Here is a 23,363-nt window from a genome sequence, read left to right on the forward strand (position 1 = left end):
TAGGCCACTGTTCTTTCTAGCCCGCCAAATTGACCTACCTTGCATGGAATTTAGCCAACTTCTACATCGTAAACAGCACCGTTGGACACGCGCCGCATGGTTAGGTGCCGGATTGTTTCTTCTAGTGAGTCTGTTTTACGTCATGGTCGGGGAAGTGTTCATTAATCCGCTTGGCGAGCTCAGCCACATTCAAACCCAGTTGCTTGTTCATCTGCGTCTGCCTAGATTGATCTCTGCCGTGGCGATCGGCGCGGCGCTCGCGTTGTCGGGGGCAGTGCTGCAAGTCTTGCTTGGCAATGTGCTCGCAGAGCCCGGTGTGCTCGGCATTTCCGGTGGCGCGAGCATTATGATGGTGCTGGTGCTGTTTTGTTTCCCTGCGTTTGCGACGCCGTTAGGTTATATGCTAGCAGCGATCGTCGGTGCGCTCTGCTTTACCTTACTGTTGGTCTCGATTGCCAAAATGATGAAGCTGACGACAGCACGTCTTCTCTTGGTGGGGGTCGCGCTGGGCATTTTGTCGGGGGCAGTGGTCACTTGGGCTTTCTATTTCAGTGATGATTTAAGCCTCAGGCAGTTGATGTATTGGCTGATGGGCAGCATTGGTGGCGCAAGTTGGTCTCATCACTGGTTGACGTTAGCCCTCATCCCGGTTGTGGTTTGGCTATGTACTAAGGGAGCGCTGTTGGATCGCCTGATGCTCGGTGACGTTTATGCTAGGCAGCTGGGTATCGATACTGACGCCGTACGCTGGAAACTCATTTTGGCGGTATCGATTTTGGTCGGGGGCGCGGTCGCACTCGGTGGAGTGATTGGCTTTGTCGGCTTGGTTGTCCCGCATTTGCTGCGTTTATCGCTGGGGAGCGAAAACCGCTTTTTGTTGCCACTCTCTGCGCTTTGCGGGGCACTATTAGTGCTGGTGGCGGATCTTATTGCGCGAACCGCGCTGCATTCGGCGGAACTGCCGCTTGGCGTTGTGACCACCTCAATAGGCGCACCGGTGTTCATTTGGATGTTGCTGAAAAATCATGATTCATATTAATAATCTCTCTGTTGGCTCGCGTTTGCTTCCACTCTCTTTTGAGGTCAATCAGGGAGAAATCGTTCATGTCATTGGCCCAAATGGCAGTGGCAAAAGTACTTTGTTGACCGCTATCGCAGGGCTATTAACGGCGAAAGGGGAGGTGAGGATTGGTGAGCTTGATGTGGCCAAGGCGTCGATGCCTTCTTTAGCCTCCTGCCGGGCTTTTTTAAGCCAAAGCGATCGCCCAGCGTTTAACATTGAAGTCGTGCAGTACCTGGCGCTGTCGCTGCCAAGCCAAGCGAAAAGCGTGCTTGATGAGGTAAATGCGGCGGTCCACACCCTCGCTCAGTGGTTGCAGTTAGAGGATAAGCTGCATCGTTCGATTCATCAGTTGTCTGGTGGGGAGTGGCAACGAGTGCGCCTATGTGGGATTTGTCTGCAAGTCTGGCCAACACTGAATCCGTTGGCGAAGGTATTGATTCTTGATGAACCGGCGGCGCCGCTCGATATTGGTCAAGAGACGCTTCTTTACCGTTTGATCGATAAAATCGCCCAATTAGGCATTACAGTGGTGATGTCCAACCACGACCTGAACCGAACCTTGACTCATGCGCACAAGGTGGCGCTGCTCGATCGCGGCGTGTTGCAACAATTTGGTCTGCCTGAAGAGGTATTGAATGAGGCGCAGCTGTCGCGCGTGTTTAATACTGAGGTTCGCTGCGAATCGATTCGCGGCAAGCGGGTTCTGCTGTTCTAACGCTTATCGCACTTCGCTGTGCTTTAGCGCTCCTTATCTATTTCATTATCATCCACACTATCCCTCACGAACTCGCCTTTAGAGCAAATAGTCGAACTGAACTAGTGCAGCGTTGCACTGAATCGGTTCGCGTGCCAAAGCAGTAGAGTCGGTAAATTATTAGCTCTCACACAAATTTAATTAAAAACAATAACTTAACTATTTTTAAAAAGTTGGCACGCTGTTGGCATTAGTGAAAGGGATACATTCTCGTTCTTGTTAGGCTGATTCAATTTTTCAGTACCCCAGAAAAATTGAACGTCGTCAAATTATGACTATGGCAGCTTCCGCCACCTAAGGATTCCCGTCCGTAGGTGGCGGCTTTTTTTCTAGCGCAACTTTTCTTGATGAGCGCTTATTGTAGAGGAAGCTTTTTGTTCAGGAAAAACGAGCGCTGTAAAACGGGTTATTGAGTCAGCGGTGCCAAATCCGCAGGACGGTAATAGACCGATTTCAACACCTTTCCTTGGCGGATGGTTTTTGCGTCTGACACAAAATCTTTGGCACATTTCGCGATCAGGTAATCGCCTTTTTTCACTGCGGTCAGCTCGATACCTTGCTTGGCGTAGTGCGCTTCGGTGTCAGCGAATTCTTGCTCATTACGACACACTTTACTCATGTTGCTCGAGTGTACTTCATCCCAACACGGCAGAAAGTCGATACCACGGTTAACGGCCACATTAAGCAACACATCAATCAAATAGTTGATCGCAAGGTTATCTTCAATACGTTGCTGGCCTAGATGCACCAATCGACCCATCAAAACATAGACGCTATCGACAATCGCATCGGCTTGTTCGGTTTTGCAATCCGCTTCAGCCAGTTCGGTCATTTCTTCAATGATTAAAGACGTATGGAGAGTATCCGCTTTGTCGTCTAAGCTTTCAGGTGAGGCGACAGGTAAATCGAAAGTGCTACGAAATTCGGTGATGTCTTGGTACAGGTGATTGAAAAGTTCAGTGGTGAGTTGGGTCAATTGCATATCAGCTAAGCCTAGGGTTACGAAGTATTGCCAAACGTGAAGAGAGTAAGCAAAGGTTAAGACGTGCGGCAATAGTAACAAACCGCCCTATGTCCCGCCAGAGTAACTCTGTATTCGTACGACTCATTTGATATTCGTACCCTGTGATACGTTCGAGCTCGTCCATTGACCGCTGATAAAATGGCTACCACGCTTCCATTTTGAATGAAAAGCAAGAGAACCCCTCTTTCTGTATGGGAGTTGATGCTTATAATTCTATTAAGGACTTCACGCTGATAGGGCAACATCATGGTAATAGAAAGCGAAAGTGAAAAAGTGATCAGACGTCTGTATCAAATCACCAATGATTACAGTAAAGGCTTTGATATTCAGGTGAGTCAGCTCATCATGATGGGGTTAGAGCGCTTTAATTTAGATATCGGCATTTTGTCACGCATCGATGGCGGCACATACACGGTGTTGCACTGCGTCGTTCCTGAAGGCGCGGATCTTAAAGCGGGTGACACCTTTGAATACGATTGCACCTATTGTGAAATCACCTGCTCATCGTTTGGTCCTGTGGCGATTGAGCACATGGGCCAGGACGATGCACACGCGATTCACCCTGCCTACAACGCATTTGGTTTGGAGTCCTACATCGGTGTGCCCATTTTTGTGGATGATGAAATCTTTGGCACCTTGAACTTTTCTTCACCGATTCCTTACCCACGTAAATTTAAAGATATTGATATCGACGCGCTTAAGTTGATGGCGTCATGGATTGAGGTCGAGTTGATTCGTCGTAAGCAGGAGACGCGCCTGCAAGAGCTCAATGCCTCTCTCGAGTTTCAAGCATTCCACGATCCTTTAACTAAATTAGCCAATCGCCGCGCGATGTTTAAAACCATTCATGTGGATTTGGAACGCATGAAACTGGCGGGCGGTCAGGGCAGCTTGGCGATCATCGATATTGATCACTTCAAAAAGGTGAATGACACCTTTGGTCATCAAATTGGTGATGACGTGATACGTAAAACCGCCGACGCGCTAAAAGCGCAGTTAACCGACAGTGATTTTATCGCCCGTTTTGGCGGGGAGGAGTTTGTCGTCTGGCTACCCGATCGAGATCCGACCGCACGTAAAACCGTGATTGATGCGATGCACCGTGCGGTCAACAATACGCTGCTCGACGGTAAACCCATTACGGTTTCCGTTGGCGCGACCCACTTCGATTTTGCGAATGCTCGGGTGACAGACTGCCAGAAATCCACGCTTGATGAGATTCTCGCCATTGCCGATGAGGGGCTCTACAGCGCCAAAGCCAGTGGTCGCAACCGCATCGAGTGGCGCGAGTACCATACCGACCACGCCGCGGCGTGATCGGCGACTGCGTTAAAGAGCTTTAGGAGAACAGATAAGGGAATAACTGACGCTTTTCTTGAACAGTCAGTGATTCGACTCGGTCGATATTGGTGTCAGGAATGGCTTCTGGGTTGGGGTAGTGACGCAAGACTTTCTCCATGCTCTCTTCACGAATGAGATGAAACACGGGGTAGGGTGAGCGATTGGTTAAGTTCTCATCATCGTCTGGCTCAGTGCCGCCAAAGCAGTAGTCGGGGTGGAATGTGGCCAGTTGGAAAATGCCCTCATAGCCTTGCTGTTTAATCAAGGCTTCCACCCAATCAATAAACAGATTGTAATCATCAAACGATTGCAACATCTCTGGCACCACCACTAAGGTGGTTTCCCGCTCCTCGACTGAAAGTGCCTCTAGAGCGATAAGCTCACTCAATAGGTCTTCAAGAAGAGACGCTTCGTCGGTGGCGTCACTGGTCACGATATGAATTTGTCCATTGCGCTGCGGTTTTGCGGCAAACGGACAAAGGTTAAGACCGATCACGACCTGATTAAGCCATTGCTCAACGGCGCTGATGATAGGAGAAGGGTTGGCTGAGAGAGTCATTTTGCTTCCAAATTATGATTTGAGCCAAGCATATCAGAATTTGCCTTTACAGGCGGCACTCTTGTGTGGGTAGTCTGCCGCGACAGCGCCGCACAAAGAAAGAAAATCATCACATAGAGCAGCATGCCACCAGCGATGACGGTTGCCCAACCACCGTGTTGCCAACAGTAAATCAAGAAAAAGCCCCCGATACTGCCCCCGACGTAATAGTGCACGAGATAGAGTGCAGTTGCCGTCGCCTTGGCTTGCGTCGCTTTTTGGCTCACCCACGCGTAGGCCAGTGTGTGGGTGAAAAAGGCGCCAAAGCTAATCAGCATCAACCCCAGAAGCATGAAAGGTAGGGTATCGACGTAGGCACTCCACATTCCAAGCATACTGATTAGCGCGCCCACTTTGATGCCAAGTAGCGGCGGGTAACGCTTATTCCAAACCGAGGTGAGCTTGGAGCTCAATGTGCCGGGCAGATAGCACAGGAAGATCAGCGCCGCCAACCCAACTGGAAGAGAATGCGGTTCGGCCACGAGACGAAACCCCATCACCGAATAGAGATTCACAAACAGCGCAAAGTTGACACCACCAATCAACATTGCGAGCCAAATAGTGCGGTTTTTGAGGTGCTCGACCAGTGCGCGATTGTGGTAGCGAAGCATCCCTTTGGCGGGCTGGAAATGTTGCTGCTTGGGGAGCAGTAACGCGACCGCGATAGCGCCAACTAAGGTGAACAGCGCCATCACCAGTACCGCGTACTCCCAGCCCAGTTGGTCGGTGAGGGTACCACCAACAATACGCCCTGTGATACCGCCGAGTGAGTTCGCGGCAATGTAGCCACCAATCGCTTGACCAAACGCAGCGCTGCTCAGCTCTTCAACCATATAAGCGACGGCGACAGAGGCAAAGGCCGCCAACGCGATGCCCATCATCGCGCGCAGTAAAACCAAGCCCAGCAGAGACTCAGTATAGAACATGGCGAGACCAATCACGGGCATCGCAAACAGGCCAAGCAACATAACGCTGCGTCTGCCGGTGGACTCGGATGCGACCGCCCAAGGCACAAGGAAAAAGGACAGCGCTAGGGTGCTGGCTGCAAAAATCCAGTTCACTTGGGTTTCTGACACGCTGAAATGACCGGCCATAAAAGGCAGCATGGGCTGAAATAGGTAGAGATTACAAAACACCAGAAAGGAGCCCAGCGCTAGGCTGAAAGTCACTCGTTTGTACGCAGGGCTAGACAGTTCAATCATGGTTACTCGTATGGGTGTGATCAGTCAGGAGAGTGTGATCACATTATCAGTCTCATCTTGATTTATAAAATATATTAAAAATATCGTTGTCATATGTTTTTGATCTCATTAAGGCGGCCAGAGGAGTGCCATTTTGGAGAGTAAACCTTTGCGTTATTTTGTCGCGGTGGCTGAGCATGGCCACTTTACTCAAGCCGCCAAAGCCTTGCACATTGCGCAGCCTGCCTTGAGTATTGCGATTCGAAAATTTGAGCAGACGCTGGGTGTTGAGCTGTTTCGCCGCGAAGACCGTCGCATCTCCTTAACCCCAGAGGGAGAGGTGCTCTACGAGCATGCCAAACGCATCATCCAGCAACTAGATGACGCCAAATTGGCTATTGATGAGATGAAGGGGCTGGAAAAAGGCGAAGTCAGGCTTGGCGCTCCCAGTATGATGGGGTCCTATTTTTTTCCGCGCATTATGATGGCGTTCAAAAGCCACTATCCCAATCTTAAATTGACGCTGGTGGATGCGGGGGCGCGCTCGGTGCGGCAAATGTTGCTCGATGGGGAGCTTGATATTGGTGTGATTGACAGTGAAAATGTGCCCGAGGACTTAGCCACCGATCATTTGCTGGATTCGGAAATGGTCGCGGTGGTCAGCCCAATGCATCCGTTTGCCCAGCGCCAAGCGATCGATTTTGATGAGTTTTTTGAGCACGAACTGGTGCTGTTTAAGCCCGGCTATTTTCACCGTGGGTATCTGGAGCAAAAAGCCAAGGCGTGTCAAAAGCTGCTCAAATTCTCGTTTGAGACCAACTTGTTGCCGATGATTCTTAGTATCGTCAAACAGGAATTTGCCATTACCGCTTTGCTGGAATTGGTGCCTGAGCATGAAAAAGCGGTCGTGGGTGTGCCGTTCACACAACCGGTTACTGTCAGTTTGGCGCTCGCCTGGCGCAAGGATGGCTACCTCTCAATTGCGGATCGAACCTTTATCGACTTCGTAAAGCGTTATGTATGATGGACGAATAAGGATAACAACACACTCAACAAAGGACGTGTATGCGCATTGCCATTCATCAGCTCAACACAACAGAACACTTAACACCGCTAAAGATTGAACGATGGGAGATTGAAGACGGCCACTCATGGGGCGTATTCAGCTCTGAAGGCGATATCGGATCGCAACTGGGTGCACTGCTGTGCGGCGATGCCCCCTTTGAAGGCGTTCAGGATGCGGTTGACAGGAGTGAAGGCCGCGTCGCACAAGTCTCGCTAGCGAGCCAGCAGCAATTACTCGAAGAAGAAATTGCTAATGATGACACCGATTTTCTCGACAGAATCGATAGTGGGACGAGCGTTAAAATCTTGGTTAAACAGCAGTGTGATGATCTTGAGTATGCCAATCAATTGATGAGTCAGCTCGATTTGTGCCATTTAGCCAACAGTGGTTTTCGTCAGTTGTCGACGGGAGAAACCCGCCGCGTGATGTTGGCGCGCGCACTGGCCAGCAAGCCTGATCTGTTGGTACTCGATAATCCGTTCTCCGGTCTGGATGTGGCCCATCGTGAGTCGCTGTCGACAACGCTGGCAGAAATGGCGCAGCAAGTGCAGATGATCGTCACCTTCAATCGTGAAGAGGATTTGCCCCCTTGGGTTGACCAAGTCGCGCTGTTTCATCACGGTCAATTGGAGAGCACGATGGCCTCCGCCGCTTGGCATGCGCACCCAGTAATTGCTCAGTTGCAATCGCAATCAGAGCAACAAAGCGAGCACATGTTGGCGTTGGTGCGCAAACATCAGCACAGTAATGATCTGCCCAGTCCAGTGTTTGCCATCAAGGATGGCGAGGTCGCGTACACCGACAAAACCATTTTCACCCAGCTCAATTGGCAAATCGATAAAGGTCAACATTGGCAGATTAAAGGCCCGAACGGTTGTGGCAAAAGCACACTGCTCGGGCTGATTTTTGGCGACCACCCCCAATGCTACTCCAACGATATCACCATTTTCGGCCACCAGCGCGGCAGCGGTGAAACCATCTGGCAAATCAAGCAGAACATCGGCATGGTCTCCTCTTCATTGCATCTGCAGTATCGAGTCAGTTGCAGCGTACTAGACGCGATTCTCTCGGGCTTTTATGACTCCATCGGACTTTATCAGCAGCCGACTAAGCGCGAGCTGCAAACCGCGCACGAGTGGCTCGCCATGCTGCACATGACTGGCTGCGCCAAGCGCTCGTTCCGTGAACTGGATTACGGCCAGCAGCGATTGGTGTTAATCGCTCGCGCGTTGGTGAAACAACCCGCCCTGTTGATTTTAGATGAGCCCTATCAAGGAGTTGACTACTTAGGGCGTCGGTTAGTGAAAAACAGTTTAGAGATGATCGCGCGTGAAAATCTTAGCCAACTCTTGTATGTCTCGCACTATGAGGCCGACAAGCTGGAGGCGATCCGCAATGAGCTCAGCTTTGAGATTGATGAGTCGATGGGCTGTTATGTCCCTCGGGTTGTCATTGGTGAATCCAGTGGCGCATAAACGGCGTGTGTCACCCTGACAAACGGGCTCGGCTCATCTACGCTTAAGATAGTCTTATTATTCAGGGAGTAGCGTCGATATGATGCGGTTTTCTGCGGCCATAATGGCCACGGTGTTAAGTTGTGTAACCTGGGCGGCGAAGCCGGAGTTCGTGACTCTTTATTTGGATGCGGATAGGACAGGGCACCTTGAATCGGCGCAGTCGATTGAACAAGGTGTGAAAGTGGCACTGGCGGAAGTCGACAACCAACTCAACGGCGTACCTGTGCGCTTTGTCGTGCGTGATCACAGAGGCAACGTCAAACGCAGTAAGCGCCATATGGATGAGTTTTTGCGCGATGCCAATGCCTTAGTGTTTGTCGCTGGGATGCACTCTCCGCCGTTGATCAAATACCGTGATTTTATTAACCAGCAAGGCATATTGACGTTAGTGCCTTGGGCTGCAGGAACGCCAATCACGCGCTCACTCGAAAGTGATCAGAACTTTATTTTTCGACTCTCTGTTGATGATTCCAAAGTGGGCGGATTTCTTCTCAACGTCGCTTTTGAGCAGGGTTGCACAGTACCCCACCTAGTGCTTGAAAACACCGGCTGGGGCAAATCAAACTACAAAGCGATGATGCGCGCGTTGCCCAGTGATGTGGATGCTGAGGTCAAGGTCTCTTGGTTTGACTGGGGCATACAAGCGTCAGACGCGCGAAACATCGTTCGCCAAGCACAGCAAGACAAGGCGCAATGTTTGCTTTTGGTGGGTAACGCTCGTGAAGGCAAAAATGTTGTTGATGCGGTGGCCGAGCTCAATGCCTCCCTGCCCGTGTACAGTCACTGGGGAATAACCGGCGGACAGTTCGCGCAAAATGTGCCGTTTGAGGTGCGAGAAAAAGCGCAACTGACCTTTGTTCAGTCTTGTTTTAATTTTTACAGCAACGCGCTCACGCCATTCCAAGCAGGGGTGTTTGAGCGTGCAAGCCGCTTGTTTCCGGAGCAGTTTACATCAACCAATATTCAAGCGCCGGCGGGTTTTGTCCATGGTTATGACCTGACACGCGTTCTCATCGCAGCAGCAAACCGCATCGAGTGGCAACAGGAGATGCCTGCCAACCGACGCGCATTGAAAGTCGCCCTAGAGTCACTAGAGACGCCGGTGCAAGGTTTGGTCAAACGCTACCAACACCCGTTTAGCCCGATCTCTAGGGAGAACATGGATGCACATGAAGCCTTATCGGCACAGGATTTGTGTATGGCGATGTACGACGAGCACGATGGCGTCAAATTGCGCTTGACCGACTCTCAGTAGCAGGCAACAAATAACAATAACAACAAGGGATGCATCCAAGGCAGTTCCCGAGGAGCAATATAGTGAATCCAGTTTGGTTAGGGCACGCTCAATGCTAAAGTTTGACAAAAAAAATGGCATGCAACTCTTCACCATGTTTATCTTGTTGGGCGCGAGTGTCTTTTTTCTCACCAGTTTTTTGTTTGTTCAGCATCAAGCACAGCAAACGGCGCAAGTGGTGATTAACGAGAGTTTAAAAAGCAAATTTTCCACGTTAGACAGTTATCTCAAGACCTATTTAGAGTCGAGACGAGATCGCTTAGCCAACATCGTAGAGCAGCCGATTCTGCTAGGCGCTGTGTTGGAGGGCGTTGCTGACTCCGCGTCCTTCTCGGATAAGTTGGCGCGCTTTAAACCGGTCGATTCACAATCTTTCGTCAACGTGTATGACTTTGTGGGTGATAAAGTTTACTCCGAACTTGTGTTACCGCAGGCGGTGAGCACGTTTATCGCTCAGGAAGTGGCGAGTGGTCAGTTGCTCGAGTCAGTCTCCTATTCGATTTTTTCTCATCATGACGCGGATTTTCTGCTCGTAACCCTACCTGTCAAATACAACGGTTACTCAGAGGGCATCGCCGCCTACGTCACGCCTCTAGAAGGCACGGAGTTTTTCAACGGTTTTGGCCATGATGACGCGCGATGGTTTGGCATCCGCCAAGCGCAGTTTGATTGGCGTATGGTATCGCCTTTCCCTTGGGCCATCGCCGAGCGCCCGATTCCTGATACCACCTTTACCTTGCTCTACAGTTATTCACCGAGTTTGGTTGAGGATGTCAAACGAGAGTTTGTGCAAAGCCTATTGACTGGGATGATTACCGCGACCGGTGTGGCGCTCTTTGTGCTCTATTTTTTGGGGCGTAAGGTGCTGGTCTCGCCATTTCAAGCGTTATATCGCTCGGAGCAGCAGCTACTGCGCCAATCGGAAGAGCTCAAAAGAAGAGAGGCAGAGTCTGCACGCTTAGCTCGGGTCGCGAAGTACATGCGTGATGCGGTGGTGTTTGCGGATATCAATGGCTACATTCTTTGGGTCAACAGTGCTTTCGAGCGCTTAACGGGCTACCAGCAGCAAGAATTGATCGGTAAGAAACCCGGGGATGTCTTGCAAGGTCCGCTTAGTGATCGAGAGGTGATCAGCCAGATTCGCACCGCAATTCATAACCGAGAGCAGGGCTTTTTCGAGTTGGTCAATTACAACAAAGCGGGGCAGGCGTACTGGATTGAACTTGCCTTGACGCCACTGTATGACAAAGATGACCAGATTGAGGGCTTTATGGCGGTCGAACGTGACATTACCGAACGCGTTGAGCTGCAAAAGTCACTCAAGCAAAAAGCGCAGGAAGCCAACGCGGCCAGCGTCGCCAAATCGAAATTCCTTGCCGCTATGAGCCACGAATTGCGCACCCCAATGAACGGGATTTTAGGGGTGGGTGAGCTGCTGCAACAAGGAGACCTTACTGACGAGCAGCACGAGTACATGACCACTTTGCTCGATTCCGGTCAACATATGCTGGCGGTACTCAATGACATCCTCGATTTTTCTAAAATTGAGGCGGGTAAGCTGAAATTGGTGGCAACGGACGTGGAGATCGCCCCTTTTGTCGCCAAGTTCAGTCAGCTTTATCAGCCGTTATGCGAGGAGAAAGGGCTGAGTTTTCGTGTCGATAGCACCTTACCAGTGGATTTAGTCATTCGGGTAGACGAGACCCGATTAACCCAGATATTGCAAAACTTGCTCGGCAATGCCCTGAAATTTACCGCCGAGGGCGGTATTGATTTGTCTTTGTCACTCTCTGACTCATCCGAAACGATGCAGATCCGCATTAAAGACAGTGGTATTGGCATCAGCCAAGACAAGCAACGGGTGATTTTTGCGCCGTTCAGTCAGGCCGAGTCGGATACTACGCGCCGCTTTGGCGGTACTGGGCTTGGTTTGTCTATTGTCTCTGAACTGGTGGGTGCAATGGGCGGTGAAATACGAGTAGAGAGCGAACTCGGTCACGGCAGCGAGTTCATTGTCAGCTTACCGATAATACGCGCTGCAGCGCAGCAAGAGGCGGTGTCTACTGAGGCTGTCGTCAGTGATTACTTGGGTGATGGAATGCGCGCCTTGATTGTCGAAGACACACGCATGAATGCCTTGGTGCTGTCGCGGTTTCTTTCTAAGCTCGGGTTTGAATGCGAGGTGGCGGTTAATGGGGTTGAGGCAGTGGAAAGGGTCAAGTCTGAGCACTTTGAGGTGATTTTTATGGACAACCACATGCCAGAAATGGACGGTATTCAAGCCTCTCAAATTATTACTCAGCTTAATCTGCAAACCCCGCCAGTGCTGATTGGTTGCACCGCCGATGCGTTTGAAGAGACGCGAGAAAATATGATTGCCGCCGGTTGCCAAGAGGTGATCACGAAACCGATCAATTCTCAGCAGCTTAATCGAGTGCTTGCTCAGGTGATGCCCAAGTAGAAACAGCGGTACTATTTTCCGCTGTACATGCGCTCGAAGTTTTTTGGATTCCAACCGATCATGTAACGATCGCCGATTTTCAGTACCGGTAAGGAGCGAGCGCCAATGGCGTCGAGCTCTTTGCGACCGCGCTGCATTTTCGCGTTGGTCAAACGATATGGGTAGCCTTTCTCTTCCAAGTATCGTTGAGCATCTTTGCAGTGCGGGCACTTATCTTTGACGTAAAGCACGAGGCGTTTCATGGGGTTTCTCCAGTGAGGTTGATCGCGATGAGTGTAATGAAAAGTCAGTGAATGACAAGGGCGAATAGGCTAGACTAGCGCCTTTTCGTCAACTCGGTAGAGCGATGAGTATCAATCCCGCATTAAGGTATGTGCAAGGTTATCCGCCACATATCGTTGATCAAGTGGCGCAACTGGTAGATTCCGGCAGACTGGCGACCTGGTTTCACCAGCGTTACCCTAACAATCACACCATTAAGAGTGAAAAGGCGCTGTTCGATTACACCATGGCGTTGAAAAACCGCTATATGAAGAAAACCGCGCCGCTGAGCAAAGTGGTGTACGACAATAAAATCCACATCATCAACAATGCGCTTGGCCTTCATACCTATGTGTCGAAAGTGCATGGCGGAAAAATCAAATCAAAGAATGAAATTCGCATCGCTCGCGTATTTCGAGAGGCACCTGATCCGCTATTGCGCATGTTGGTGGTGCACGAACTGGCGCACTTGAAAGAGAAAGAGCACAACAAAGCCTTCTATTCGTTGTGCTGCCACATGGAGCCCGACTACCATCAACTGGAACTCGACGCTCGATTGTTTATGATTTATCTCGAGACCCGAGACGAGCCGACGAACTAGGCATAAACGCCTGGTTGTTGATCACTCACAACACGTTACGCATTACAGATCATGGCTACACACCGTAAAGATTCGCACCCTTCGACCAAACGTGCGCCGAAAACACGAAATAGCGCTGCTCAGTCTGAGCCCAAGCATCGCTCGAGTCGTGAGATGACGTTTATAAAGCAGCCAAGCAAGCCGGGATTACATCCTCGCAATAAACACCAAGGACGCTATGATTTTGCCGCGTTGGTCAAAGCGCTGCCTGCGCTGAAACCGTATGTTATTACCACCCCAGCCGGTGACAAGAGCATTCCATTTTCTGACCCTATCGCAGTGAAGCTGCTCAATAAAGCCTTGTTGGCGCATCACTACCAAGTTAGTGAGTGGGATATTCCTAAAGGGTATCTCTGCCCGCCTATTCCAGGGCGTGCTGACTACATCCATCGTCTTGCTGAGCTGCTTGAGGCGGATGTGCCTGAGGCGAAACACGCGAGCGTGCATGCGTTAGACATCGGCGTTGGCGCCAACTGCATCTATCCAATCATTGGCGCGGTGGATTATGGCTGGCACTACGTTGGCAGTGATGTGGACGAGGTTTCAGTGGACAATGCCAATCAGATCGCGAGCGCCAATGGGGTGTTGAAAGGCAAAATTGAAAGCCGATTGCAGCGTAACTCTCGGTTTGTGTTTAAACACATTATCGCCAAAGGCGAGCGTTATGCGCTGACGACCTGCAATCCGCCGTTTCATAAATCCCTTGAAGAGGCGCAGCAAGGCAGCGAGAAAAAACTGGCTAATTTAAGTCGCAATAGGACGAAAAAAGGCAGCAACAAGGCCGCCGCCGCCAATGCACCACGACACAAAACGCAGCAAGGTTCGCCTATACTTAATTTTGGTGGGCAGAAAGCGGAACTGTGGTGTCCGGGTGGTGAAGCCGCGTTTGTGAAAAAGATGGCGTTTGAAAGTCGAGATGTGGCATCGCAAGTCCTTTGGTTCTCCACCTTGATCTCAAAGAAAGAGAATGTCCGTTGGCTGCGTAAAAATCTTGAAAAAGCCGGAGCGCTGGAAGTGCGCGTGGTTGAGATGAGCCAAGGGCAGAAAGTGAGCCGTTTTATGGCTTGGACGTTTCATGATAAAGCCAAGCGCGCCACTTGGTTTGATACCAAACCCCGTTAACCACTGATACCAATAGATGAGGAGGGCATATGGAGTTTGAGATTTATATGCCCTGTGAGCCCAGCTGGATTTGCGATAGCTTTCTTGCGCTGTTCGCGTTGCTGCTGTTGTGGGGACTGGGTTATTTTGTGCTGATCTTGTATCGAGAATACAAAAAAATTCACAAACGAAAATGATCAGTTTATCCGTTCGAGAGCGCTTCTAACTGCTTACGATACTTCTCTTCTAACGCGCTGTTCCCGGCGCGCTCTTCCAACTCGATCAGTAGGGCCAATGAGGCTTGTTGCACGCCAAACTGCTGGTGGAAGTTCATCAAGCGTATTCGCGCTGATGTGTATTCACCTTGCTCTATTTCAAGTTTAGTCAGGCGCAGCAGCGAGGTGACACGGCGCGGGTCGTGATCCAATGTGCGTTTGAAATAACCCATGGCTTGTTCGGGTTTGCCCGCTTTCAATGCACAGAGTGCCGCATTTTCATAGCTGGCGGAAATCAGGTAGTAGTAGGGCTGCTCAATGGCTCGATTAAACAGTTGATCAGCCTGAGGATAGCGTTCTTGTTTGCATAAAAACGTGCCGTAGTTGTTCATTACATTACCGTTTCTCGGGTGCTGTCTCAGCGCCGTTTTATACAGTTTTTCAGCGTCCGCTTCTTCACCGACTTGCTCGAAATAGTGCGCCATCGCCAATTGTGCTCGGTAATAACTTTTATCGTGCTGAAGGGCTTTTTCCAGATTTTCGCGGGCTTTAACCATATCACCCTGCTGTAAGTAACCCATGCCAAGGGCTAAGCGCGCATCGGCTTTTTCTCGTGGGTTGGCATTGAGCTCAGGCTCAGCGTTATTGTCCACCGTGACACAGGCAGAGAGAAGTAACACCAAAGGAAGGAGAAGGGTACGCATATTCGTTCAACTTTTGTGGTTCAGTAACAGATAACAAGCTTGTGCTTTTTTATACCTGATCCCATCTGGTGTTTGCGCCGATGAGTGAGACTCTGCGAGGGGTTTATCAGTTTCTTAGTGTGGGCGGAAAAAGAATGCGAGCGAGGGCGCGCTTGCGCCCTCGTATTCGGTGACAGGGTGTTGCCCTAGACGCGTTAATCGTCTTTGGTGAAGTTGGCTTCGCTGAAGTGATCCAAATCGTATGGCGTTTGCTGGTAGACGCAGTAGTTCAACCAGTTGGCAAATAGCAGGTGTCCATGACTGCGCCAACTTGCGCACGGTTTGTTGTCAGGATTGTTGTTGGGGTAGTAGTTGACCGGAATCGCCGGTTCCATTCCCTCACTCAGATCGCGGATGTACTCATTGTGCAGGGTGTGTGAGTCATACTCTGGATGGCCCGTCACAAACACATTGCGCTTATCTTTGGTAGCCGCCAAGTAAACGCCAGCCACGTCTGAGGTGGCCAAGATGTCGAGATCCGTATGCTCGGCGAGATACTCCGGTGAGAAATCAGCGTAGCGAGAATGCGGTGCTAAAAAGGTGTCGTCAAAACCACGCAGAATGGGGTGAAACTCATGATGAATTTGATGTTGATACACACCGGAGAGCTTCTCTTTGCGAGTGCGCTTAGGCAAATTGTAGAGCAGCTTTAATCCTGCCTGTGCGGCCCAGCAGACGTATAAGGTCGAGGTGACGTGCTCTTTCGCCCAGTTCATGATGGTTTTGAGGTGGTCCCAATAAATCACGTCTTCAAACTGGACCAGACCGAGCGGCGCACCGGTGATGATCAAACCATCGAAATTGCGTTTTTTGATCATCTCAAATTGTCGGTAAAAGTTGTCTAGGTGCTCGGTTGGCGTATTTTTACTCGGGCGATCATCAATGCGCAGCAGTTCAATATCGACCTGCAATGGGCTATTGGACAAGAGGCGTAAAAATTGCGTCTCTGTCTCAATTTTTTTTGGCATAAGATTGAGGATCAACACCTTAAGTGGACGAATTTCCTGCGTAGAGGCACGCGATTCGCTCATGATGAAGATATTTTCCTGACGCAGTACATCAGTGGCAGGCAATTGATCGGGGATCTTAATCGGCACAGCTTTCTCCCTAAGCTCTGTTATGGACGTCTATACATCTAAACTTACCCGAATCAGTATGAGATGTCGATAGCATTTTTAGGCCAAATTGGTTTACTATCTGCGCCTCGAACTTGGTGAGACTATGTCGGCGCAGCCACAGACAAATCAGCGGACATCGGCCGCAAGGGAGTAATAGAGCGGTGAAATTGACCTTAATTCGTGGTCTGCCAGGTTCTGGCAAAAGCACCCTAGCGAAAACACTGCCAGCGGTGCACCTTGAAGCGGATATGTATTTTATCGCTGACGATGGCGTTTACCGCTATGACAAAGCGAAAATTTCCGATGCGCACGAGTGGTGCAGAGCTGAGGTCAAACGTGCGCTGACCAACAAGCAGGACGTGGTTGTCTCCAATACTTTTGTCCAGCGCTGGGAAATCGCGCCGTACTACCGCCTCGCCAAGCAATTTGGCGCTGAGTTTGTGGTGATGGAGTGCACTGGGCAATTTCAAAATATCCACGGCGTTGAGCGCAGTACAATCGAACACATGAAAAAACGGTGGCAGACATGGCAAAGCGATCGCCCGTTGTTGAAATGACCTCTTACGGTATTTACGACCAATGGGACTCCAAATCAAAACATCTTCCTAAAATACAAGCGTTTACCACTAAGGTTCCGGCTGACGAGGACGTCGAGTTTGGCTTTATCGTCAACATCAAAAAAGCCAAAGGTGCGCTGATTGAGTTTTGTATCGATCATCCCGGTATCTTAGGCAAAAAAGGCCAGACGTTAGCGCCTTTCACCGGCGAGTTGCACGTGGGCAGCAACGATTGGGATTTCTACTTGGGCGATACAATTCAACTGCTTCATCCAGACGGCGGTTTAGAGTCGAATTTGGGGCGTTGGCACATGAGCATCGAGATGGACGGACGCGTGATTGCACAAAAGACCTTCGATGTGTTTGGCCGGGATGAAAATGAGTTTTGGCGCCGCCGAGGTTTTTAAACGCGGCGCTCAAACGTTATCGCGGCGATGTTCACGCAATGCGCGCCAAGCCATGAGGCTCCAACCCAGTGCTTGCACCCACAGCAGTGTGTATTGCGCCGCGACTTGATGCCATTCTCCCCCCATCTGATTTAAGCGCAAGAATGCTTGGATGGCGGGCGTACTAGGAAAAAGCTGCGATAACCAAACGATGCCATCGGGAATCGCTTCGAGTGGCCAGATAAACCCCGCACTAAAAATCAGCGGCATTGAACTGATTAATACCACTAATGTCACCAACTCTCGTCTTGGTACTACCGTACCTAGCCAGATGCCTATCGCGCAGGATGCCAATAAGAAAGGCAGCAATAGAGTGACAAGCTCGGCAAGGTTTGCCAACTGCGCGACGCCGTGCAAGCGAAAACTCGGCCCGAAGTAATAGCCGCTTAGTACCAAGTAAATACTCGTCAGCAGCACCATTCGCCCCCCCATCAAGGCGAGAGGGCTGACGTTAGACCAATAGCCACGACCATGCTTTTGTGTGCCTTGCATCAACCCCGCTGCCATCGCCAGCGTTTGCTGCAAAATCAGCACAAACACCGCAGGCACCACATAATCGACATAGCCCATTTGCGGGTTAAAAGTGGGTTTGAGGCTGAGCTTGGTGGGCGCGAAGTGATTGGCCGCTGCGCTCAGTGGCTCACCATCAACAAGCAATTTCGCCACTGTGGTTTGCGCCGCTAGCGTGCCACCCGCTTGCCCCAAGCCTTCGACAATGGTGCCGTAGACCAAAAAGTAAGAGGCATCCCCCGCGTAAGCCAAGGTCGGGCTTTTACCTAACATCAGATCTTTATAGAAATGCTCTGGGATCACCAAAATGCCGCTAATATCGCCGCTTAAAAAGGCCACTTTGGCCGCTTCTATGCTTGAGTCACGCCGCACGATGTGCACTTGGGGTGTCGCATCTACCATGCGCTCTAGCTGATAGCTGGTTTGGCTTTTGTCCAAGTTCACCACGCTGATGACTTGCTCGCGTGGGGTTTGGTAAGAGTAGGGCATCGGGTAGAGAAACGAGTAAAACACGACGCCACCAAACACCGTGAGAAGTACCACAGGATTATGCAGCAGCGCCTTTAGCTCCGCTTTCAGCAGTGCGGTAAACGTCATGATTGGTGCTCCTTAAGTTCCGCGCGCGCGTGCCTTTTTGTGTCATTTGCAGCGTTAATAGCACTGTTGAGGTGCTTGCGAGCGAGAAGAAGACACAGCAGCGCTGGTAGCAGATAGCCAAGCAGTGGAGTCAGATGCATCAGTGTGGTGAGCGCCGATGCGCCATAGCTGACTTGGCCCACCTGCGCTTCAATATAGTGACTGATGGGCAAGAGTGAACGCCAAGCTTGGGCGAGCGGCGACATGTCAGAGACCGGGAAAGTGATACCCATAAAGGCAAAACTTGGCGCTGTAAACGCGCCGGCAAAGCTCATCGCTCTCGCGGGATCTAAGGTCAAAAAGAAGAACACACTGCCCATGGCCATACACGCGAGTATGGTCGGCACTTGCGCGGCGAACAACACCCAAAGGTTGCCTTGCATCGGCCACTGTAAGCCCGAATTAAACCAGACTAAAAACGCCACGCCTTGCAGCCAAAATAGTGGAAAGTAGGGCAGTAAAGTGCGACACAGTGCCACGCCCGGCGAAGGCGCTAACCAACGCACTAGGCCATGATCGCGTTGATTGGCGGCCAGCACTAAGAGCGTGCTAACGACAATGACGATTTGCCACAGCGCTGGGATGATCGCGCTGACTAAAAACTGGGCGTAATTGGAATTCTTATTGAACAGCGGAGTGACCTGGGTCGAGACGGGCACAGCGTTGCCCATCGCAGAGAGTAGGGTTGTATTGCCACCGGCGAGACCTTCGAACGTGGCTAACTGCGCATTGAATGTCCCATGCGCTTGGACAAACGCGGCGTTCATCAGTTTGCCAATCAAGATCGCTTGGCTGTTGTAAAACACACTGACTTGCGGGGCGAGCTGTTTAATCGCCTCTTGTTCGAAACGGTTCGGGATCACGGCGTAGGCGTAGATCTCCCCCTGTACCAGTGCCGCTTTCGCCTCACTGGGGCTTTGAAAATGACGCGTCACTTGCATGGTTGAGGTGGCGTCATAGTCGCGTTCAAGTGTGTAAGAGAGCGCACTCTTATCCAGATTAACCACACCAATAGGCAGATCGCGCGCGATGCCTTGGGAAAATATCGACCAGATACACCAAGCGAGTGCGATGGGAATCCAGGTCAAGCTAGCGAGGAGCCACCGATCACGCGTCATGGTCGCCCACTGCTGCGCTATGGCTTGGCGTATCATCATTGCGCGCCTTGCTCGATTGGTGAAGGGGCAATTTCCACGGCGAGACTCATGCCCATCCTCAAGCCTTGTACGGGCTCGCTTGGTCTGGCTTCGACTTCAAAGGTACGTAAATCAAACCCTTGGCTGGCATCGGTTGAGCGCCAAGTGGCAAAATCGCCCATGACCGCGACATGGCTCACGGTGAAGGTTATCTCTTTATCCAACGCAGGAACGTAAGCGTTAAATTGTGTGCCTTTGCTAAAGTAGCGCAGGTAATCTTCACGAACGTTAAACACGGCCCACATATCTTCGGTATCAAGCACAGTGACAACGGGAAAGCCTTGCGGCGCTAACTCGCCGCTTTGCAGCAGCACCTGCGAAACCTCGCCGTCAAACCAACTGTGAATTTGGGTATCTTGCGCGTAGGCTTCTACTTCGGCAACCGCACCAGCGGCCATGCGGGCTTTCTCTGCGGCGGCGACTTTGGTCTCGCTGCGCGCACCTTCTTGCGCCATTTGATACATCTGGTAGGCGGCACTTTCCGTGTATTTTGCCGCATCCCATTGGGTTTTGGCTTCGTCGCGTTTTTGCTCTGCCACCACACCATCATTAAATAGGTTGTTGACTCGAAGATAGGTTTTTTCCATCAGATCGGCGGCGGCTTGCGCTTTGAGCCATTGATCTTTTGCGGCTTGGATTTGTTGCGCACGCGCGCCTTTTTCCGCTTCTTGAGCCAGTGCATCGGCGGCTTTTTCTCCGGCCTTAGCTTGCTCTAATTTTGCCGCGATTTCAGGGCTGTGCAGGGTGAAAATGAGTTGCCCTTTAGTGACATTGTCACCTTTGCGCACCAGCACTTGATCGATACGCCCTGGTACTTTCGACGAAATGCTGTATTGCTGCGCTTCAATCTGACCTTGCAAGCGAACTGGCTGAGGCTGATAGGCGTCGTAAACGCTGTAGCCGACCCAAGATGTCAGAGCGATTGCAGCTGCGGTAAGCAGGTAAGGTTTGGCTTGGTTCATCTTTGATCCTTAACGATTCGACAACGGGATGGCGTTATATTGATACTGTTTAAAACTGTCCATTTCACTCGACAGAGCCAACAACTTGGACAGTGACACAAGGTATTGAAAACTGGCGGCGGCTTTTTGTGTTTCAACACTGGCGACATAGAGCTGGGCATCGACGACATCGGTTGACGTCGAAAGCCCTTGCGAAAAGGCTTTTTCGCGCAGTTTGAGATTCTCCTGCGCCAGTGACAAGCTTGAATCGAGCCCTTGGACCTCTTCTCGCGCTTGCTGCGCTTCTAAATAGGTCTTCTGGACCAGAACGGAGAGATCTTGTTTCGCCTGCGCTTTGAGATATTTAACCTGAGACACCGCACTGTGCGCCGCTTTGACCTGCTCTGAGCGGCCGGAGGTGTCAATCAGAGGCACATTGACACCAACGCCCACGAGCCACTCGGGTTTCAGCTGACTTGCGAGGGAATCATCCTCATACAAGCTGTAGTCGCCATAGAGGTACACTTCTGGGTAGTAACGGCCTTTTTCCGCTTTGATCAGGCTGTTGGCTTGCTTCTCTTTGGCGTCAAGCAGAGCGAGGCCTGGGTAGGTGGCTAACGTGCGGTCGATAAACAGATCCAGTGGCGGCAGGCTTGGATTTATAAACAAGTGGTCTGAGGGCTCGACGCCGTCGGTTTGGTTGAGAATTTTCGTCAGCGCCGCTTGGGCGATATCGAGATCCTTTTGCGCCTTCTTGCGCTCAATCACGGCTTTGTCCAACGCGGATTCCGCTTGCAGCCTTTCGACGCGGGCGATTTGCCCTTGTTGTTCGAGCTTGAGTGCGTTGTCTCTGTGTTTGGTTAGCCCAGCTTCCACCAGTTGTCGGGTGTGCAGTACGTCTTGTGTCAATAAAACGGAAAAATAGTATTTACTGAGATCTTCAAAGCGCGCTTGGGTTTCCATTGCTAGCTCACTCTTTGCCTGTTCGCTTTTCCCTTGCGCGGCGCTTTGCGCGGCATCGATGCGACCGCCAGTAAAGATTGGCCAAACGGCGCGAATGGAGGAGGAGAATATGTCGCGCTCGGTGATGGTAGAGGTCACGCTGCCGAGCTGTGAGACCAATCCACCGAAGGTGGGGCCAAGGTTGGGCATCGTTGCCCCTGTGCTGTCAAAGAGCTGCTCACCAGACAGGGTCACGTCGGTATCGAGGCGTGTGTAGTTGGCGCCTAGGGTGACAGACGGCAAATTTAGGCTATCGGTTGCGGAGTGCAGCGCTTGGTAACGGTCAACATTCGCGCGCGAGGCCGCGAGTGAGTGGTTCTCTTGTTGGAGCAGCGTCCACGCTTGTTCAAAACTGATCGGGGCAGCGTGCGCCACGCTAGACACTGCGCCGCAACAGGCGAGCATCAAAGCTAAAGGGCGAATAGGCATGACGTGTGCGGTCCTCGCTTAAATGAAAGTGATAAATTAGAGTCTATACTCTAATTTTTGTTCAAGCAATCCATCTATGAGGTTTGATGCGTAAGGAAATTAATGCGTAAGGAAAGAAAACGAGGGCGATAACGCCCTCGGGAGAAAACAACGTTCGAATGACTACTTTCGACTGATTACTGCTCAATCTGTTTTGGCGAACCTTTCAAGGCTTGTAACAGTTTGACCAGTAGTGGGCTGAGTAGTACGAGCGCGGCGAGCACGGTAAAGGTGAAGGTGATAGGGCGTTCCCAAAGGAAGCTCAGCTCACCATCGCTAATCATCAAAGCGCGGCGTAAATTCTCTTCCATCAGGCCGCCAAGGATAAAGCCAAGCAGCAGCGGCGCGAGTGGGAAGTTGGATAAACGCAATGCGATGGCACCAACGGCAATCAGCAACATGATGAACACATCCATGGTGTTAAACGAGACCAAGTACACACCGGTTATCGAGAAAAATAAGATCATCGGTAGCAGCACGGTGCGCGGCACGGCCAGCAGGCGTGAAATGTAAGGGATCAGCGGTAAGTTCAAGATCACTAACACGATGTTGCCAAAGTACATTGAGATAATCACCGACCAAAACACATCCGGATGCTCAACAAACAAACGCGGCCCCGGTTGAATTCCATAGGCGATCAGCGCACCGAGCATGATGGCGGTGGTGCCCGAACCCGGAATACCCAGCGTTAACAACGGCACAAAAGAACCACTCGATGCGGCGTTGTTGGCCGACTCCGGCGCCACCAGACCACGAATGCTGCCTTTACCGAACTCTTCACGCTTCTCTTTTGGCGCTAAGTTTCGTTCCATGCCATAGCTAAGAAACGCGGCAATGGTTGCCCCTGCACCCGGCAATACACCGGTGAAAAAGCCCAAAATGGAAGAGCGAATCGAGACTGGTGCCACTTCTTTGATCTCTTCCTTGGTCACTTTCATGCTGCCGATGTCGCTCATCTTACTTTGCTCTTCGTTGCGGGTATCTTGCTCCGGTTTGAGAATACCCATTAAAGTTTCACCGAGTGCAAAAGTGGCCATGGCAAGCAGAAGAAAGCTAAAGCCATCCATTAGATCAGTTAGGCCAAAGGTGAAGCGTTCAACGCCGACGCCTTTATCAATTCCGACGGTAGAGAGCATCAAACCGAGGACCGTCATCATCCATGCTTTGATCACTTGCCCTTTGCCAGCAAACGCCGCAACAGCGGAGAGGCCAAGCAGCATCAAGGCAAAA

22 protein-coding genes are annotated in these 23,363 nt (G+C 51.0%); 11 read left to right on the plus strand and 11 right to left on the minus strand.

The features are described from left to right. The first annotated feature begins 43 nt into the window (after positions 1-43). Positions 44-1,039 carry a vitamin B12 ABC transporter permease BtuC gene (gene btuC, locus AC6R1A_RS11760; RefSeq protein ID WP_500632589.1) on the plus strand — a complete coding sequence of 332 codons (996 nt, stop codon included), beginning with the start codon at positions 44-46 and terminating at the stop codon, positions 1,037-1,039. Then, on the plus strand, positions 1,026-1,778 hold the full coding sequence (gene btuD / locus AC6R1A_RS11765; protein ID WP_500632590.1) for a vitamin B12 ABC transporter ATP-binding protein BtuD: 753 nt from the start codon (positions 1,026-1,028) through the stop codon (positions 1,776-1,778). Before btuC ends, btuD begins: the two co-directional genes overlap by 14 nt. A 445-nt stretch (positions 1,779-2,223) precedes the next feature. On the opposite strand, the gene AC6R1A_RS11770 is transcribed toward btuD, so the two are convergent. Continuing rightward, positions 2,224-2,799, minus strand: a complete 576-nt coding sequence (locus tag AC6R1A_RS11770; RefSeq protein WP_500627853.1) for a nucleoside triphosphate pyrophosphohydrolase family protein — start codon at positions 2,797-2,799, stop codon at positions 2,224-2,226. Positions 2,800-3,087: 288 nt separating this feature from the next. Here AC6R1A_RS11770 and AC6R1A_RS11775 point away from each other — a divergent pair, with 288 nt between their 5' ends. Beyond that, positions 3,088-4,158 carry a sensor domain-containing diguanylate cyclase gene (locus tag AC6R1A_RS11775; RefSeq protein ID WP_500632591.1) on the plus strand — a complete coding sequence of 357 codons (1,071 nt, stop codon included), beginning with the start codon at positions 3,088-3,090 and terminating at the stop codon, positions 4,156-4,158. Positions 4,159-4,180: 22 nt separating this feature from the next. On the opposite strand, the gene AC6R1A_RS11780 is transcribed toward AC6R1A_RS11775, so the two are convergent. Together AC6R1A_RS11780 and AC6R1A_RS11785 are read right to left on the minus strand one after the other, a co-directional pair. Beyond that, positions 4,181-4,741 (minus strand): DUF1415 domain-containing protein, encoded by a 561-nt coding sequence (locus AC6R1A_RS11780; protein ID WP_500632592.1) that lies wholly within the window; start codon positions 4,739-4,741, stop codon positions 4,181-4,183. Next, entirely contained in the window at positions 4,738-5,982 is a 1,245-nt protein-coding gene (locus tag AC6R1A_RS11785) for an MFS transporter (RefSeq protein ID WP_500632593.1), read from the minus strand. The genes AC6R1A_RS11780 and AC6R1A_RS11785 overlap by 4 nt, the downstream gene beginning before the upstream one ends. A gap of 133 nt (positions 5,983-6,115) precedes the next feature. On the opposite strand from AC6R1A_RS11785, the gene AC6R1A_RS11790 reads away from it, so the two are divergent. The 4 genes from AC6R1A_RS11790 (at position 6,116) to AC6R1A_RS11805 (ending at position 12,299) form a co-directional block, all read left to right on the plus strand. Continuing rightward, positions 6,116-6,985 (plus strand): LysR family transcriptional regulator, encoded by an 870-nt coding sequence (locus tag AC6R1A_RS11790; RefSeq protein ID WP_500632594.1) that lies wholly within the window; start codon positions 6,116-6,118, stop codon positions 6,983-6,985. Between the two features lie 41 nt (positions 6,986-7,026). Next, positions 7,027-8,502 (plus strand): molybdate ABC transporter ATP-binding protein ModF, encoded by a 1,476-nt coding sequence (gene modF / locus AC6R1A_RS11795; protein ID WP_500632595.1) that lies wholly within the window; start codon positions 7,027-7,029, stop codon positions 8,500-8,502. Between the two features lie 79 nt (positions 8,503-8,581). Then, entirely contained in the window at positions 8,582-9,799 is a 1,218-nt protein-coding gene (locus tag AC6R1A_RS11800) for an ABC transporter substrate-binding protein (RefSeq protein WP_500646181.1), read from the plus strand. Between the two features lie 91 nt (positions 9,800-9,890). Beyond that, entirely contained in the window at positions 9,891-12,299 is a 2,409-nt protein-coding gene (locus AC6R1A_RS11805) for an ATP-binding protein (RefSeq protein ID WP_500632597.1), read from the plus strand. An 11-nt stretch (positions 12,300-12,310) separates the two neighbouring features. Here the strand turns inward: AC6R1A_RS11805 and AC6R1A_RS11810 are convergent, their stop codons facing one another. Beyond that, the gene (locus tag AC6R1A_RS11810; protein ID WP_334550489.1) at positions 12,311-12,541 is read right to left on the minus strand and encodes a glutaredoxin family protein; all 231 of its coding nucleotides are present in this window, start codon (positions 12,539-12,541) and stop codon (positions 12,311-12,313) included. 110 nt (positions 12,542-12,651) lie between these two features. On the opposite strand from AC6R1A_RS11810, the gene AC6R1A_RS11815 reads away from it, so the two are divergent. Both AC6R1A_RS11815 and rlmF read left to right on the plus strand, forming a co-directional pair. After that, entirely contained in the window at positions 12,652-13,161 is a 510-nt protein-coding gene (locus tag AC6R1A_RS11815) for a M48 metallopeptidase family protein (RefSeq protein WP_500632606.1), read from the plus strand. Between the two features lie 51 nt (positions 13,162-13,212). Beyond that, entirely contained in the window at positions 13,213-14,322 is a 1,110-nt protein-coding gene (rlmF, locus tag AC6R1A_RS11820) for a 23S rRNA (adenine(1618)-N(6))-methyltransferase RlmF (protein ID WP_500632598.1), read from the plus strand. Between the two features lie 181 nt (positions 14,323-14,503). Here the strand turns inward: rlmF and pilW are convergent, their stop codons facing one another. Both pilW and metA read right to left on the minus strand, forming a co-directional pair. Beyond that, a complete protein-coding gene (pilW, locus tag AC6R1A_RS11825; protein ID WP_500629932.1) occupies positions 14,504-15,220 on the minus strand; it encodes a type IV pilus biogenesis/stability protein PilW in 717 nt (238 codons plus the stop codon). A 194-nt stretch (positions 15,221-15,414) separates the two neighbouring features. Continuing rightward, a complete protein-coding gene (metA, locus tag AC6R1A_RS11830) occupies positions 15,415-16,356 on the minus strand; it encodes a homoserine O-acetyltransferase MetA (RefSeq protein WP_334550485.1) in 942 nt (313 codons plus the stop codon). A 182-nt stretch (positions 16,357-16,538) separates the two neighbouring features. On the opposite strand from metA, the gene AC6R1A_RS11835 reads away from it, so the two are divergent. Both AC6R1A_RS11835 and AC6R1A_RS11840 read left to right on the plus strand, forming a co-directional pair. Then, positions 16,539-16,934, plus strand: coding sequence for an ATP-binding protein (locus tag AC6R1A_RS11835; RefSeq protein WP_500629931.1), 396 nt, complete (start codon positions 16,539-16,541; stop codon positions 16,932-16,934). After that, entirely contained in the window at positions 16,904-17,341 is a 438-nt protein-coding gene (locus tag AC6R1A_RS11840) for a DUF3859 domain-containing protein (protein WP_500632211.1), read from the plus strand. Before AC6R1A_RS11835 ends, AC6R1A_RS11840 begins: the two co-directional genes overlap by 31 nt. A 9-nt stretch (positions 17,342-17,350) precedes the next feature. On the opposite strand, the gene AC6R1A_RS11845 is transcribed toward AC6R1A_RS11840, so the two are convergent. The 5 genes from AC6R1A_RS11845 to AC6R1A_RS11865 all read right to left on the minus strand — a co-directional run. After that, on the minus strand, positions 17,351-18,487 hold the full coding sequence (locus AC6R1A_RS11845; protein WP_500632599.1) for an ABC transporter permease: 1,137 nt from the start codon (positions 18,485-18,487) through the stop codon (positions 17,351-17,353). After that, positions 18,484-19,683: an ABC transporter permease gene (locus AC6R1A_RS11850; RefSeq protein ID WP_500632600.1), complete on the minus strand. Its 1,200-nt coding sequence runs from the start codon at positions 19,681-19,683 to the stop codon at positions 18,484-18,486. The genes AC6R1A_RS11845 and AC6R1A_RS11850 overlap by 4 nt, the downstream gene beginning before the upstream one ends. Next, the gene (locus AC6R1A_RS11855) at positions 19,680-20,684 is read right to left on the minus strand and encodes an HlyD family secretion protein (RefSeq protein WP_500632601.1); all 1,005 of its coding nucleotides are present in this window, start codon (positions 20,682-20,684) and stop codon (positions 19,680-19,682) included. Before AC6R1A_RS11855 ends, AC6R1A_RS11850 begins: the two co-directional genes overlap by 4 nt. Before the next feature lie 9 nt (positions 20,685-20,693). After that, complete coding sequence (locus AC6R1A_RS11860) at positions 20,694-22,094, minus strand: TolC family protein (RefSeq protein WP_500629926.1); 1,401 nt, start codon at positions 22,092-22,094, stop codon at positions 20,694-20,696. 176 nt (positions 22,095-22,270) lie between these two features. After that, positions 22,271-23,363, minus strand: a 1,093-nt coding sequence (locus AC6R1A_RS11865; protein ID WP_500646182.1) for a tripartite tricarboxylate transporter permease, incomplete at its 5' end; no start/stop codon positions are given.

This window comes from Vibrio sp. R10-SG3-ISO3 (genome assembly GCF_059834225.1).